Annotated in this window: 11 protein-coding genes; 6 read left to right on the top strand and 5 right to left on the bottom strand. The window is 61.3% G+C overall.

Annotation, left to right across the window (positions count from 1 at the left end):
- Positions 1-95: 95 nt before the first annotated feature.
- The 3 genes from AC244_RS17605 to AC244_RS17595 form a co-directional block, all read right to left on the bottom strand.
- Positions 96-2102, bottom strand: a complete 2007-nt coding sequence (locus AC244_RS17605) for an adenylate/guanylate cyclase domain-containing protein (RefSeq protein ID WP_082366890.1) — start codon at positions 2100-2102, stop codon at positions 96-98.
- Positions 2102-5725, bottom strand: a complete 3624-nt coding sequence (locus tag AC244_RS17600; protein WP_234716965.1) for a FecR domain-containing protein — start codon at positions 5723-5725, stop codon at positions 2102-2104. Before AC244_RS17600 ends, AC244_RS17605 begins: the two co-directional genes overlap by 1 nt.
- A 386-nt stretch (positions 5726-6111) precedes the next feature.
- Positions 6112-6798: a GntR family transcriptional regulator gene (locus tag AC244_RS17595; RefSeq protein ID WP_053250207.1), complete on the bottom strand. Its 687-nt coding sequence runs from the start codon at positions 6796-6798 to the stop codon at positions 6112-6114.
- 205 nt (positions 6799-7003) lie between these two features.
- Between AC244_RS17595 and AC244_RS17590 the strand changes: the two genes are divergently transcribed.
- The 6 genes from AC244_RS17590 to AC244_RS17565 all read left to right on the top strand — a co-directional run bounded on the left by AC244_RS17590 (position 7004) and on the right by AC244_RS17565 (position 14060).
- Entirely contained in the window at positions 7004-8047 is a 1044-nt protein-coding gene (locus tag AC244_RS17590; RefSeq protein ID WP_053250122.1) for a 4-hydroxythreonine-4-phosphate dehydrogenase PdxA, read from the top strand.
- 74 nt (positions 8048-8121) lie between these two features.
- Positions 8122-9108 carry a tripartite tricarboxylate transporter substrate binding protein gene (locus AC244_RS17585; protein ID WP_053250121.1) on the top strand — a complete coding sequence of 329 codons (987 nt, stop codon included), beginning with the start codon at positions 8122-8124 and terminating at the stop codon, positions 9106-9108.
- A 166-nt stretch (positions 9109-9274) separates the two neighbouring features.
- Entirely contained in the window at positions 9275-9775 is a 501-nt protein-coding gene (locus AC244_RS17580) for a tripartite tricarboxylate transporter TctB family protein (protein ID WP_053250120.1), read from the top strand.
- A 35-nt stretch (positions 9776-9810) separates the two neighbouring features.
- Positions 9811-11349, top strand: coding sequence for a tripartite tricarboxylate transporter permease (locus AC244_RS17575; RefSeq protein ID WP_053250119.1), 1539 nt, complete (start codon positions 9811-9813; stop codon positions 11347-11349).
- A gap of 40 nt (positions 11350-11389) precedes the next feature.
- The gene (locus AC244_RS17570; protein WP_053250118.1) at positions 11390-12328 is read left to right on the top strand and encodes a sugar phosphate isomerase/epimerase family protein; all 939 of its coding nucleotides are present in this window, start codon (positions 11390-11392) and stop codon (positions 12326-12328) included.
- Positions 12329-12341: 13 nt separating this feature from the next.
- The gene (locus tag AC244_RS17565) at positions 12342-14060 is read left to right on the top strand and encodes a dihydroxyacetone kinase family protein (RefSeq protein WP_053250117.1); all 1719 of its coding nucleotides are present in this window, start codon (positions 12342-12344) and stop codon (positions 14058-14060) included.
- A 137-nt stretch (positions 14061-14197) separates the two neighbouring features.
- Here the strand turns inward: AC244_RS17565 and AC244_RS17560 are convergent, their stop codons facing one another.
- Both AC244_RS17560 and phnL read right to left on the bottom strand, forming a co-directional pair.
- Entirely contained in the window at positions 14198-14812 is a 615-nt protein-coding gene (locus AC244_RS17560) for a DapH/DapD/GlmU-related protein (protein WP_053250116.1), read from the bottom strand.
- Positions 14809-15516, bottom strand: a complete 708-nt coding sequence (gene phnL, locus AC244_RS17555; RefSeq protein ID WP_053250115.1) for a phosphonate C-P lyase system protein PhnL — start codon at positions 15514-15516, stop codon at positions 14809-14811. The genes AC244_RS17560 and phnL overlap by 4 nt, the downstream gene beginning before the upstream one ends.
- Positions 15517-15553: the final 37 nt, after the last annotated feature.

The following is a 15553-nucleotide window of genomic DNA, read 5'->3' as shown; positions in this document are numbered from 1 at the left end:
TTTCCGGTTCAGACGGAGTCGCAGAAACGCTCTATCTCTTTGTTTCTACGCATTTCCTGACGGAAAACCGCTTCGCACTTTTCCGGGAAATGCTTTCACGGTCTTTCGCGCTGGGCTGTTCCGAGCCTGGCTCGCTCGCCCTCGTAGTATCGGGCGAGAGCCGGTATCGCGCTCTTCATCTGGTCGAAGATGACGTCGTGGACCGTGAGGTTAGCGCCATACTTTGCTTCCAGGAAGGCCTGGTGACGGTGCAGAGCTTCCTGCGGGGCGCCAGGAACGACCGCAAACACAGGTGAAACCGCGCTTCGGCCTTTGACGGTGATCCGATCGAGTTCGGCGACCGGGAATGTCTTCTTAACGAGCGAGGCGGTGCTTTCGCCCAGAAGCAACGCAATGCCGTAATCCTTGGAGGCGCCCTCGAGGCGTGAGGCCAGGTTGACTGCGTCGCCGAGCGCCGAATAGTCGAAACGTCGAATGGACCCCATGTTCCCGACAATACATTCGCCAGTGTTGATGCCGATCCCGATCCGCAACGACTGGACCGCGCGGGCGTCTGTCTTGGCCTCCGTCGCAAGCTCGACATTGACCTCCTGAAGTGCGGCGAGCATATCGAGTGCCGCCTGCACTGCGTGGGTCGCGTGATCCGGGTCGTCGAGCGGTGCGTTCCAGAACGCCATCAGGCAATCGCCGATATATTTGTCGATTGTACCGCCCTGCTGGAGAACGGCCTCCGATAGCGGGGTCAGCAGTCGGTTGACGAGTGTCGTCAAGCCTTCCGGATCCTCCTTCATGTCTTCCGCGATCGAGGTGAAACCTCTTATGTCGCAAAAAAGTACCGACAATGTCCGCCGCTCACCGCCGAGTTTCAGATGTGATGGGTCCCGCGCGAGCCGCTCGACAAGTGCGGGGGAGAGATATTGCGAGAAGGCGCGGGTGATCTCTCGCCGCCGCCGTCGCTCCTCGGCATAGTCGAGCCCGGCCTGACCGGCAACAACGCCAAGAAACGCAAGGCCCGGTCCGATAGGCGAAACGAAGACCTGCCCCAGTCTCATCATGGCATAGCTTGCAAGTACGATGAGCATGAGAGCAATGATGGTATGGCCAAGCGTCTGCCAGCCGGTTGCGGGCAATACGGTGAAAGCGGCCAGGATGGCGGCGATGAGAATAGCGGCGATGATGGCCGGTGGCGCCGCCCGTGTGATGAACAGACCACGTGCCAGATTGTCGTAGATCGTCGCTTGCATTTCGACGCCCGAGACGAGCTTGTTCGAATGGACCGTATCCGAACTTGGAAAGGCATCGGCTCCACCGTCGGCAATCGAGGGCGCATTCTGCAGGCTGAGACCGACGAGCACGACTCGATCCCGGAAGGTGTTTTCCGGCAGAAAGTTGTCGGGATCCAGGGCCTGGTAATACGATACTGTTGGATAGGTACGGGCCGGGCCAAAGGTCTGGATCAAACCGTATTGTGGTGGAGGCACGGAACGTGCACCAGCGACTTCGGCGAGAACGGCTGCAAATCCATCAGGGTAGACAGGCACTGCCCGCAATGTGCCGTCTCCGCCGAGATCGACCGAAGCAATCCCTGTTCGGGCACCCTTCTTCGTGAAGATCGCAAGTGGTTCCGTGCGGATAAACTGGTCGGCCTGAGGCGCCTCGACCAATGATTGGTCGCCGGCTAGGACGACGTCTGGCCCTAAGGCGCGCTCAAGTAAAACGTCGTTTGCCGGATCCGCCGACGGTTCTGCGAAAATCACGTCGATGCCGATCGCACGCGCTCCGGCTTTGCGCAGAGCATCTATAAGGCGCGCATGTAAGGCTCGCGGCCAAGGCCATTGACGTCCAATCTCGGCCATGGACGGCTCGTCAATCGCGACGATCACCGGCCCGTTGGCGGGAAGGGGCGGCCGGTAGACAGTAGAGAGGTAGTCGAAGCTGCGCAGTTCGTTGAGCGACCAGGCGCCAGTCAACGATGCCAGTGACAGAGCAATAACGACAAGGGCTGCAAGCACGAGCAGCTTCAGCCGCCTTTGCAACTGTCCGCGTCCATCCCCTTGCGCGGATGCGCCGCCGGAAAAATAGAACGCGCCCAGATCCTTCATCAAAAGCGCACTTTGACCGTGCCCTTGAATGTCGGCCCCCAGCCGGGCAGGCCGTTTCTCAGCTCGAACTCCTCGTCAAGCAGATTGAATGCCGCCAGATTGACTTCGAGTTGCTTGTCGAAGGGCTCCCATTCCAGTGAAGCATCGAGTGTCCAGAAATCGTCAAGCGTTTTGCCATCAGCCGGGCGCGTCCCGACATAGTTGGCTGCGATCGTCGCCTTCACATTGGCCGTGCTGACCCAGGTCAGGGCCACCTGACCACTGTTTTCCGGGACGAAAAGCAAATCGTCGGTGAGATTGCCGGGGTCGTCTTTGACGTCTGCGTTTGTATGGGCCGCCGTCGCCGAAAGGCCAAAGCCGTGTCCGAGCGCGAAGTTTGCGGTTGCAGCCACGCGGTCAAGTCCGACCTTGGCGTAGTCCAGGCTCAACGTGGACAACGGTACGTCGAGCGACAGCTCCCGGACCTCCTGGTGTTGGTAGTCGAGCGCGGTGAAGAGCCAGTCATGCCATTCCGCGTCCCAACGAAATGCCAGTGTATCCGTATAGCCTTCGGCTCCGAAACGCAGTTGGTTCGGCTGCAGGGCGACGACGCCGATCGGGGCGAGCGTGGCGACGTCGAAGTTCAAGCCGTCACGCATCGCCGCCGCTCTTAGCCAATGACCCTCCACCGGCGCCCAGGCGATGCCGAGCTTCGGCTCAAGCCTGACGTTGCCATCGTTGGCGCCCTCGATGTAGCGGGCAAACAGCGCGCCTTCGGCCTTCAGATCCGGCGTGATTTCATAGATGGCGTCGACATAGGCCTTGGCGACGTTCTGCGTTGAGGACGTCGACGCCGATGCTATGACGGGCGCGCCATTGTTGCCTGTCAGCCCCAATGGATCGAAGATGTCGAGTGAACTCGAGGAGTGGACGACACCGCCCTCGATGCCGTAACGCCAGGTGATGTCGCCGTTGCCATAGAGATGATTGACGGCGGCGATATAGGTCCTTTGCTTCTCTTCACTTCGGCTCGTCGCGAGGTCCGGAACGGCCAGTCGCGAAAGCCGTAGCGTCTCGCTCTCGACAACATTCTGATCGGCGAAGAAAAAGGCCGCATTGGCCACATTGCGGTAGCCGAACGTGTGGCTCCAGGCGATGCCTGAGAGAAGACGGGACGCGCTGTCGTCGCCGATATTGTCCACACCGATTGGTCCGACAGGTATGTCGAGCATGCTTTTGAGATCATCGAACTTGCCGTAGTTGGCATAGGCGATAACCCTGTCGTCTGGTGTCGGCGTCGCCGTCAGATAGCCGTTGCCGCCGAGAAGGCGCACTTCTCTATCGAGTCGCAGGTCCTGACCAAGTTCGATGGTATCGCGCGGTTCTTCCCACTGGACATTGCCGTAGACGCTGATCGGGAAAGGCGAAAACGTCAGGCCACGCAGTTCTGCCTCGCCGATCCACCCTTGGTCGTCGTTATCAGTGATGATGCCGCCGCCGAGTGCGGCCTCGAAGAATGGTCTCTGCAAGATGTTGGCCGTGCGCTCGCGGTTTGCGAGCATGTGCGGCTCGATCAACAGACCTTGGAAGAAGGCCGAGAAACTTTGTGGGTTGGCGGTGTTGACGACAGGGCTGCCGTCGAAATCATAGGTGTTGAAGAGCGGATTAACGCTACCGCGCACAGCCTGGTCGACGTAGCTCGAGCCGGTGAAGGGATCAAAAACGGCGTCGCCGTAATATTGTCCCCAGGCATTGAGGCCCTGCAGGCGGAACGCGTCGTTGAGCGTGGAGCCGGCATCCTGATTGGCGCCTAGCGCGGCTGTCTCGCCACCGCGCGCCCGGGTTCGGCGCATCAGCTCCTGGGCATAACGAATTGCGGCGTCCGAATCATAGCCGTCGATGGCGATCGCAGTGCGCATCTGCATGACGACAGGATCGTTGGGGTCCAGCCGGTCGGCGTTATCGAGCGCCTGGGCGGCGGGGATGCGATCACCCTTCTCGTAGTAGGCGCCAGCCAGCAGCAATTGGGCGCCGGAGTAGGCGGGATTGGCGGTAGACCCGGCGAGCAGGTCTTCGACGGCCTTGTCCAATTCGCCGGTTTGCATGTGATAACGCCCGCGTGCCACCAATGTCACATCGAAGGACGGGTCGGCGGCAAGCGCGGCATCAATTTCGCTCTTCGCCTCCACCAGGCGGTTTTCGACCAGGTAGAGAATAGCCAGATTGGCATGTGAGACCGGATCCTGCGGATCGAGCGCGATCGCACGCTTGAAGGCACTCTCCGCAGCGCGATTGTCGCCGCGTTCGCCCTGCACGAGCCCAAGGGAGTTCCAGATGGACGATGAGCCGGGCGCTGTCTTGAGGCCTTGCTCTAGGTCTGCCAAAGCTCCATCGAGATTGTTCTCGATGTGAAAGCGGTAATCGGAGCGGGCTTGCAGCGCGGTCGGGTCTTCCGGGTCGATCGCCAGCGCCCTTTCGATGCCATTACGGACTTCCTCGCGGTCATCCAGCAGCAGGGCGAACTGCGCGCGGGCAGCGGGCAATGTCGGGTCGTCAGGAAACTGGCGCTCTGCTTGCTTGAGGGTATCGATCGCAGAACGGATGTCGTTGCGAAACCCGTTGGTCCAGGCCCGCGCAAGCGCCCCATAGGCACCCGCTGCATGGCGCGGCGGTGCTTCAGCGTGGTCGGGGTTGGCAAGCGCACGAGCGAAGTAGCCGCCATAGGCAGCTATGGCGCGTCGCTTGATGTCCAGACCACGCGCCGCACGCAAGAAGAGCTTTGCCGCGTCGTCATAGCGATTCTCAGAACCCGCGATCAACGCCTCGACGAGGTCGGCACGTGCCTGCTGCGTTCGGCCAAGCCGACGTCTACGCGCCTCGGTCAATGCGTCCTTCGCTTTCTGACGACCGTCCAGAGACATGTAGATCTCTGACAGCGCGAGCCAGTCTTCGGCAGATCTTGATGACGGAGGCTTCGCCTCTATCCGTTCTCGCTCATTGCGCATATCCGGTACACGTAAGGGAGATGCCGGCATCCAGACGAACGAATCACGCAAAGAGAGATGGAACAGCATTTGCTCGCGATCCTTCGGCGTGACGATCACGATCTTGGATGGGGCCTGGCCGATTGCGGCCACCGCACCTTCGCCTTGGCTGACAGTCACGCTGCCAAGCGCATTGCTAAGTTCGACCATGCCCTCAAGTACGATAAGAGACGTCTTGCCGTCGGCGCCAACGGTCAGTGTCCAGTCGGTTCCCCGCACAGCGGCAGTCGCTGCCGGGGTGTCGACAGCAAGCCCCTGGCCGCCGCGTTCGGCGCGAGCCCAAATCGTACCGGTCTGAAGCTCCAGTTGCGTGTCGCCGGCGGTTGCCATCTTCTTGACGCGCAGCGCTGTGTTTCGTCCGAGCCGTATCTGGGTTCGATCGGAAAAAAGAACGGCGAGCGCACCGGTTGCATTGGTGCGCAATACGTCGCCGGAAAGAAGATCTTGAGCGAGATCGACAAAACGCCAGTTGGAAACGTCGACGAAGCGTACTTCCTCGCCGGATCTGCGCGCGATGACGGAGCCTGCGACGGGGTTCGGGCGAGGAACAGGGTCAGCCAATACATTGCTTGAAGCAAGCACACCTGCTGCCACAAGCATTATTTGAGAATTTGGCCGCCCCATTCCAATTCCCTGTCCCGATCGCCTCGAAGTCAGTGAATTTCGTCCATATTAAAAGTCAATGGGATTCTAATATTTCGCGGTGTTTTCTGGTGTCGGTGTAGTATCAAGGCGACAGGTTTCTTGTTGGAAACCGGTTGCCAGCTTCAGATCTGTTTCGATCGAGCACAGTTTTTGCGGCCTGAAGTTTTGAGAGCGAGCGAGCCGTCTTTGCCGTGGAGAGACGACGTAAAACGCCTTGCCCGTCGCCGTTTAGCTAGGGCGACGGATGGAGTGGCGCCGCTCAATATATTGTTGTCGACCCTGAGAGTAGGACGCCGGGCAAGAAAGAGCCTGCCCGCTTAGGACGCGACCGCGGCGTTTCTTCAAACCGAAGCGCGTACACGCTCCCAGGCGTTCATCAGGTGGCGGCCGAGCACTTCGGATAGTTTGGCCTTGTCGCGGGCTTCGAGTGCGACGATCATCTCATCGTGCTCGGCGACTGCGGCCGCCCATTTTTCCGGGCCCTCGTGGCCGATGAAGCGGATGCGCTTCAGCCGTGTCTGCAAGACGGCGTGCATGTCGGCGAGCGCCGCATTTTCGGCGAGTTGGACGATCGCCGAGTGAATCTGCTGGTTGAGCTTGTAGTACTGCAGCCGGTCGCCGACCTTGTAGCGGCGGACCATCTCGTCATGCAAAGCGCGGACTTCGGCAATGCCGGCGTCGCTTGCCGCTTCGCAGGCGAGCTTGCCCGCAAGTTCCTCCAGCGTCTGCAGCACGGTCAGCATATCGTGCACGTCCTTGGCGCTGAAGCGCTTTACGACGGCGCCGCGACTGGGCACGAGTTCGACCAAGCCTTCGCTAGCAAGGTACTTGATGGCTTCGCGCAAGGGCGTGCGGGAAACGCCGAGCTGCTCGCCGAGCTGGCCCTCATGCAGGCGCGTGCCGGGCGAAAGGTCACCTTCGATGATCATATCGCGCAGGTGGCTGACAAGCGTGTCATGCAGAGCCGTCCGCCTGATCGGGCCGGGGCCGCCGTCGGCGCGTCTCTCCAGTGGTGTGATTTCGTTCATCATTTCGCTTCTGCACTTGGCGGCCGCGTGTCGGCCATCCGTTCCCCGTGAGTGCCGATTGAATCAGCACTGTCTGATTGAAGCATGGCGACAGGGCTCGTCATCGTCAACAGAAAATGCTGCATACAGAATACAAAAGACTTGATGCAGAATTTTGAATAACGTATGACAGCCTGCGAAAAGCATGAAGTGGAGGACATCTCACATGACGACCAATGGTGCTGCCGGTAACGGCGCGCGTCCTGTCATCGCGCTCGCCATGGGCGATCCTGCCGGCATCAGCCCCGAGCTGACCGCGCGGCTGCTAGCTCTTCCCGATATTCGCGAGGCAGCGCACATCATCACCATCGGCGATCGCCGCATCCTGGATGAGGGTGCCAAGGCGGCCGGTCTGACGCTTGATCTTGAGCCTTCGACGCTTGAGGGCCTCGACGAGGCCGGAACTGCCCGCCACGTATTCGTCGATCTCGGTCATCTCGATCCGGCCGACGTCGATCGCGGCGAGGCGACGCTTGCCGGCGGCACGTTTGCAACGCGCAACTTCCGCACGGCGCTGGAGCTTGCCCATGCCGGCAAGGCGGAGGCCGTCTGCTTCACGCCCTTCAACAAGAAGGCCATGCGCTTTGCCTATCCCGGCTATGACGACGAAATCCGCTTCGTCGCCGACGTGCTCGGCTTCACCGGCAAGGTTCGCGAATTCAACGTTCTCGAAAAGGTCTGGAATGCGCGCGTCACCTCGCACATCCCGCTCAAGGACGTGGCTGACAATCTTTCGGTCGAAGGCATTCTTGCCGAGGTCGAGCTGACCCAGGCCTGCCTAAAGGAGGCCGGCTACGAAGAGGCGAAGATCGCGATTGCGGGTCTGAATCCGCATGCTGGCGACGGCGGCAGCTTCGGCATGGAAGAGATCGACATCATCGAGCCGGCGGTCGAGAAGGCCAAGGCGCTCGGCTACAACGTCGATGGCCCGTTCCCGGCTGACACCGTCTTCGTTCGTGCGCTCAAGGAGGGCTTCAATGCCGTCCTGACGATGTACCACGATCAGGGCCAGATCGCGATGAAGCTGATGGGCTTCGACAAGGGCGTGACGATGATGGGCGGCCTGCCGTTCCCGCTCTGCACCCCGGCTCACGGCACTGCCTATGACATCGCAGGCAAGGGCATTGCCGATGTCGGCGCAAGCCGCGAGGCACTTCTGCTCGCAGTTCGCATGGCGAAGAAAAAGGCTGCCCTTTCGGCTTCCGCCTGAATTCGCACGCTTTCAAGCACTACCGGCGCAGGAGGAGGTCTTGCGCCGCATCTCACTCAACGGGAGGACTAGACATGAAAAAATCCGTTTCACTCGCATGCATCATGGCAGCCGCATTCGGCGTTGCCGCTCCGGCGTCGGCCTTCGAGCCCGACCGTCCGGTCGAGTTCGTCGTCACGGCTGGTCCGGGCGGCGGCACGGACATCTTCGCGCGCACGATCCAGGCGATCATCGGCAAGTACGAACTGATGAAGGCGCCGGTCGTCGTCACCAACAAGGGCAGCGCCGGCGGCGCCGAAGGTTTCGTCTACACGGCGACCAACAAGGGCGACGCCTACAAGCTGGCATTCGGCACCAACAATGCCTACCTGCTGCCGGTTCGCGCCAAGGTGCCTTATAAGGCCGAGGACCTGACGCCGGTTGCAGCGCTCGCTTCCGACGAATTCGTTCTCTGGGTCAACGGCAAGGCGCCGTACGCAACGGCTGCCGACTTTGCCGCCAAGGCCAAGGAAGGCGGACTGAAGATCGGCGGAAGCCAGTCGAAGGACGTCGACCAGATCCTCACCTCGATGATCAACGACGCGACCGGCGCGACCATCAACTACATCCCGTTCAAGAGCGGTGGCGAAGCGGCCGTGCAGCTCGCCGGCGAACACCTTGATGCCAACGTCAACAACCCGAGCGAAAACCTCGGTCAGTGGCAAGCCGGCATGGTCAAGCCGCTTTGCGTCTTCAAGAGCGTCAAGTTGACGAATGACGCCAAGGTTGCCGGCGACAAGGGCTGGAGCGACATCCCGACCTGCAAGGATACGGGCATCGCCATCGACAACTACTCCATGCCGCGCACCGTCTGGCTGCCGGCCGGCGTCGAGCCCGATGCCGTCAAGTTCTATGCGGACCTGATGCGCAAGGTTTCCGAGACGCCGGAGTGGGCGAAGTATCTTGCCGATACCTCGCAGTCTCCCGCTTATATCGCTGGCGACGACTTCAAGGCCGCCATCGAGATGGACGGCGCCGCAGTCGGTGAAGTTCTGAAGCGCGAAGGCTGGCTCGCCAACTAATTCAGGCGATATATCGGGACGGGCGCTTCTACAGCGCCGCGCGTCAAGTATGGCGCGCTAAGAACGCTGTAGCACTTTAAAATTGCTGCACAATTTTTCCTTAGATCGATCCCGATTTAAGGAATTATGCAGGGGCACCCGTCAACCGGTTTGAAAGGTCACGATCATGAGTGAGAACAGTGCGAATGGGCTCTCCCGCTTCGCGGTGGAGCTTGGCGTTGCCGCGTTGACTGGTATCTTTGGTGCAGCCGTCTGCTACGGCGCCTTCGATATCGGCGCCGGATGGAGCGATTTCGGCCCCGAGGCAGGCTATTTTCCCTTTTATATCGGCGTTCTGATCATTCTGGGAAGCGTTGCGAACGCGATCGGTGCATTCGTGAAGCATCGCGGCACGGGCGATATCTTCATCGACGCTGCCCGCGCGCGCGTCGTTGCCTCATTTCTCTTGCCTCTCGTCGCGTTTGCCGGCGTCTCTGCTTGGCTCGGGCTTTATGTCGGAACCGCGCTCTACATCGCCGGCGCGATGCTCTTCCAGGGGCGTTACAAGTGGTGGATCGCGCTGCCGGCCGGCGTTGCCGTTTCGCTCTTCTTCTTCATCGTATTCGAGATCGGCTTCAAGGTTCCGCTTTTGAAGGGACCGGTCGAGGCCTGGTTCGGGATCTACTGATCCCGACCGCTTAAAGTTTCCCCGGGAGGAATGACATGGAAAATATCGGTCTTCTGATCGATGGCTTCGGCCACATCCTCAGCTGGAATCACATCCTGCTGATGATGGTCGGCGTCACGCTCGGCATTCTCGTCGGCGTTCTGCCCGGCCTCGGCGCGCCCAACGGCGTATCGCTCTTGTTACCGCTGACCTTCTCCATGGATCCGATCTCCGCGATCATCCTGCTCTCCTGCATGTATTGGGGAGCGCTGTTCGGCGGCTCGACGACATCCATCCTGTTCAACATCCCCGGCGAGCCCTCGTCGGTCGCAACCACCTTCGACGGCTATCCGATGGCAAAGGCCGGGCAGGCGAGCCGCGCATTGACGCTGGCTTTCGTTTCCGCCGGCATCGGTGCGCTTGCTGGCGTGGTGATGATCACGCTGCTGTCGGGCTGGGTCGCGAACTTCGCGCTGCGGTTCTCTTCGCCTGAGTATTTCGCGGTCTACTTCCTCGCCTTTGCAAGCTTCATCTCGATGGGCGCGCAATCCCCGTTCAAGACGCTCGTCTCGATGATGATCGGTTTCGCGCTTGCTTCCGTCGGCATGGACACGATCTCCGGCGATCTGCGCCTGACTTTCGACATCCCGACCCTGATCAAGGGCGTCAGCTTCCTGATCGCCGTCATGGGCCTCTTCGGTATCGGCGAACTCTTGCTGACGACGGAAGAGGGCCTGCGGTTTGAAGGCATCAAGGCGCGCGTCAGGCTCGCCGAAATCGGCCGCACGCTGGTCGAGATCCCGCGCTACTGGCTAACCATCGCGCGCTCGATCATCATTGGTATCTGGATGGGCATCACGCCTGCCGGCCCGACAGCGGCCTCTTTCATGAGCTACGGCGTCGCCCGTCGCTCGGCGCGCGACAAGTCGAAGTTCGGCAAGGGCGATCCGCGCGGCATCGTTGCGCCTGAAACCGCCGATCATTCGGCCGGGACCTCGGCGCTGTTGCCAATGCTGGCGCTCGGCGTTCCTGGTTCGGCCACGGCCGCCGTCATGATGGGCGGCCTGATGATCTGGGGCCTGACGCCCGGTCCGATGCTGTTTACCGATCGGCCGGATTTCGTCTGGGGCCTGATTGCCTCAATGTATCTCGGCAATGTCGTCGCCGTCATCCTGGTGCTTGCGACCGTGCCGCTCTACGCCTCGATCCTGCGCGTGCCGTTCTCGATCATCGGCCCGATCATCGTCGCGGTTATCTTCTCCGGCGCCTATCAGGTGGCAAATTCCGTCTCCGATATCTTCATGGTCATCGGCTTCGGTGTGCTCGGCTACGTCTTCAAGAAGCTCGATTATCCGCTGGCGCCGCTGGTTCTCGCCATGGTGCTTGGCGACAAGGCCGAGGACGCCTTCCGCCAGTCGATGCTTCTGTCGAGCGGCTCGCTCAACATCTTCTGGTCGAATACGCTGGTTTCGAGCCTGATGGCGCTTGGCCTGGCAATGCTGCTGTCGCCAGTCGTCTTCGGACTGATCGGCCTGGTTCGCAAGCGCAAGCGCGATGATGCAACATCGCAGGGCGACGGTAGCGCGGCGGCTTGACGGAGCCGCCGCACCAAACTTCAAGAATCGGGGAAACACCATGGCAAACGCGCCGCGCAAATGGAACCGTGACAGCTGGCCGATCGCAGCCGCGATGATCCAGTATCCGAACATCCTGGCGGATGGCCGCTCGGTTCAGGATCAGTCGGTCGAGGAATGGGCGCTGACGCTCGATGACGTCGTCGATGCCGGCTTCACCGAACTCGATCCGACCGACAGCTGGATCCGCCTTGCGGATTTATCGCCGGCACGGCTTGAGAGCTTCGTTAAATTGACGCGTGACCTCGGCCTGACCATGCCGGCGATCTCGACATCGCGTCGCAGCGTCATCGATCCGGATCATGGCGACGACTATCTCGCCTATGCTCACCGGGTGATCGATACGGCAGCTGCAATCGGGGCCGGCTCGGTCTCCTTCGGGTTCTTCGGTCCCTTGACCGATGCGCAGAAGGAGGTGCTGTGGTTCTGGACCGTCGATGGTGTCAAAAACCCTGACGATGCTTCTATCTGGCAGAAGGGCGTCTCGCGTATCCGCGAGCTCGGCCGCCATGCCGAAGAACTGGGCATCGAGCTGGCGCTCGAAATGTATGAAGACACCTATATCGGTTCGGCCGATAGCGCCGTGCGTTTCGTCACCGATGTCGGCCTGTCGAATGTCGGCATCAACGCCGACCTCGGCAACCTGATCCGCCTGCATCGTCCGGTCGAACACTGGCAGGAGATGATGGCGAAGGTTGCGCCGTTTGCCAAATACTGGCACGTCAAGAACTACAACCGCACCGAGGACGAAACGTCGGGGCTGATCGTCACCCATCCGGCTCCACTGGAGTTCGGCGTGATCAACTACCGTACCGCCATTCGTTTGGCGCTTTCCCACGGGTTCCAAAGCCCGTTCCTCTGCGAGCATTACGGTGGCGATGGCCTTTCCGTCAGCGCAACCAATCGGGACTATCTGAGGCGCATCCTGCCTCGCGACTAAGGAACAAGTAGCGATGACCACGATCTTTGACGCACCGGAAGATTTCGCCGCAACCGCGCTCGCCGGCTTCAGCTCCATCTATGCCCGCAACGTCCGTCTGGTGAAGGGCGGCGTCGTGCGCTCGACCAAGGTGCCGAAGGGCAAGGTCGCCGTGGTTATCGGTGGCGGCTCCGGTCACTATCCGGCCTTTGCAGGTTATGTCGGCCCAGGCATGGCGGATGCAGCCGTTGCCGGCGACGTCTTTGCTTCGCCGTCGACTGCTGCCGTCGCGCGCGTCTGCCGCCATGCCGACCAGGGCGGCGGCGTCCTGCTCGGTTTCGGAAACTACGCCGGCGACGTGCTCAATTTCGGCGTCGCCGCCGAGCGCCTTCGGGCCGAAGGCATCGATGTGCGCATCGTGCCTGTAACCGACGATGTCGCTAGCGCCGCCGCCGAAACGGTGCCTAAGCGCCGCGGCATTGCCGGCGACCTCGTCGTGTTCAAGATCGCAGGTGCTGCAGCGGAAGCCGGCCTGCCGCTGGACGAGGTCGAGCGCATCAGCCGCCTTGCCAATGATCGCACCGTTTCCTTCGGTGTTGCTTTTGGCGGCTGCACCCTGCCGGGTGCGAACCATCCGCTCTTCACCGTGCCGAAAGGCGAAATGGCGCTCGGTCTTGGCATTCATGGTGAGCCGGGCATCAGCGAAGAAAAGATCGTTTCGGCAACCGAGCTTGCGAAATTGCTTGTCGGCAAGCTGCTCGCCGAACGTCCAACTGGAACTGCGAAGGTTGCGCCGGTGCTGAACGGCCTGGGTTCGACCAAGTACGAAGAACTCTTCGTTCTTTGGATGGCAGTTGAAAAGGAATTGAAGGCAGCGGGCCTCGAAATCGTCGATCCAGAATGCGGCGAGTTCGTCACCAGCCTGGATATGCAGGGCTGCTCATTGTCGCTGCTCTGGCTCGATGACGAGCTTGAAACCTACTGGCGTGCGCCATGCGATGCCCCGGTCCTGCGCAAGGGGGCGATCATCAACGCCGAACCGGCGACCGACACGATTTCCGATGAGGATGGTCCGGTGACCTTCGCACCTGCCTCGCAGGCATCCAAGGAAAGCGGCAAGTGTATTGCGCGGCTGATTGGCAAGGTTGCCGACGCCCTGAAGGCGGCTGAAGACGAACTCGGCCGTATCGATGCCTTTGCCGGCGACGGCGATCATGGCCAGGGCATGCGCCGCGGTTCGGCGGCGGCTGAGGAGGCCGCTAATTCTGCCGTCGCGGCCGGGGCTGGTGCTGCCAGCGTGCTGGCAACGGCCGGCGATGGCTGGGCAGATCGCGCCGGCGGTACGTCGGGCGCGATCTGGGGTCTTCTTCTTCGCTCCTGGAGCAACGCATTCTCCGACGGCGACAAGCCCTCCGATGCGGCCATCGTCGAAGGTTCCCGGCTTGCGCTCGATGGCGTCACCCGTCTCGGACGCGCCCGCGTCGGTGACAAGACCCTGGTCGATGCCCTCGTGCCGTTTGTCGACACGCTGGAGCGGGAGTTCGCAAGCCACAAGTCGCTGAACAAGGCTTGGGATGCGGCAGCCAAGGCTGCTAGCGATGCGGCCGAAGCCACGTCCAGCCTGACGCCGAAGCTCGGCCGTGCGCGGCCGCTTGCGGAAAAGAGCATCGGCCATCCGGATGCCGGTGCGGTGTCGCTGGCGCTGATCGCTGGCGTTGCCGCCGACTTTCTGAAGGAAGCCGTCGACGCCTGAGTAAGCCGTCCGGTCCATTCCTCGCAAAAAGGCGCGGGTCCTCCCAACCGCGCCCTTTTTGTTGTCTTGGTCTGATGCCTGCCGGTGTTCCGTCGACGCTGCGCGCATTCGGGCGGAATGCACTGGCGTACGCTTGTTCAGGCGTAGCGAACGAGGAATTCCTCGGCGGTCAGCTCGCGAAAATCGTCGAGTGCCTTGCGCAGGCGCTGATGGTCCCAATCCCACCAGGCAAGCCTATCCATGCGCTCGCCAATGCCGGCATTGAACCGATCACGGATGAGCTTTGCGGGCACGCCGCCGACGATCGTATAGGGGGCGACATCCTTGGAGACGACTGCGCCTGCTCCGATCACCGCGCCATTGCCGACACTGACGCCGGGCAGCAGCGTCGCGCCGTGACCGATCCAGACGTCATGGCCGATCGTGACGCGGTTGGATCGGCGCCAGGCGAAGAGATCGTGATCGACTTCGGTATCGTCCCAATAGTTCGGCGCGCGGTAGGTGAAGTGATGCAGGGTCGCGCGCCAGGTTGGATGGTTGGTGGCGTTGATGCGCACGGCGGCGGCGATGTTGACGAATTTGCCGACCGTCGCGCACCAGATCGAGCCGTCCTGCATGATGTAGGAATAGTCGCCGAACTCGACCTCCTCCAGGCGCGAGCGCTCCTGGATTTCGGTGTAGCGGCCGAGCGTCGAGTTGTTGACGCTTGCGGTCGGGTGGATAAAGGGCTCGAGCCCGAGTTTCGGGCTCATGCGGCAACCTTTCGCGGCGAGAAGGCCGATACGTCGAGAATGCGGTCGGCAACCGCGTCGCGGACTTCCTCATCGTGGAAGATGCCGATCAGCGCCGTTCCCTTCGCCTTCTTCTCGGCGATCATTTCGACGACCACCGCACGATTTTTCGCGTCGAGAGATGCCGTCGGCTCGTCGAGAAGCAGGATCTTGTGGTCGGTGATGAAGCCGCGGGCGATGTTGACGCGCTGTTGCTCGCCACCGGAGAAGGTTGCCGGCGGCAACGACCACAGCTCTTTCGGCAGGTTGAGCTTTGCCAGAAGCTCAGCTGCCCGTGCACGGGCATCCTCAAGCGCGACGCTGCGCGCCTGCAGTGGCTCGGCAACGATATCGAGTGCGGAGACACGCGGCACGACGCGCCGAAACTGACTGACATAGCCGAGCGTTGCGCGCCGGACTTCAAGTACGGTGCGAGGTTCGGCGGTCGCAAGGTTCACCAGCTTGCCATCGTGCTCCATCAGGATCTGGCCTTCGTCGACGCCATAATTGCCGTAGAGCATTTTCAGGATCGAGCTCTTGCCGACGCCCGAGGGGCCGCCGAGCACGACGCATTCGCCTGATTTGACCGAGAAGGAGACGTTGGCGACGACAGGCAGGCGGACGCCGTCGCGCAGGTGCATGGTGAAGCTCTTTGCGACTTCGGAAACAACAAGGGGCGTAGCCATGATACTTACTTTCCTTTGCGCATGATCTTGACCGAAA

It is taken from the genome of Ensifer adhaerens, from assembly GCF_001270265.1.
In the GTDB taxonomy this organism is placed as follows: Bacteria; Pseudomonadota; Alphaproteobacteria; order Rhizobiales; family Rhizobiaceae; genus Ensifer; species Ensifer adhaerens_B.
The sequence above is the reverse complement of the archived record's forward strand: the minus strand, read 5'-3'. Positions and strand labels throughout refer to the sequence as shown.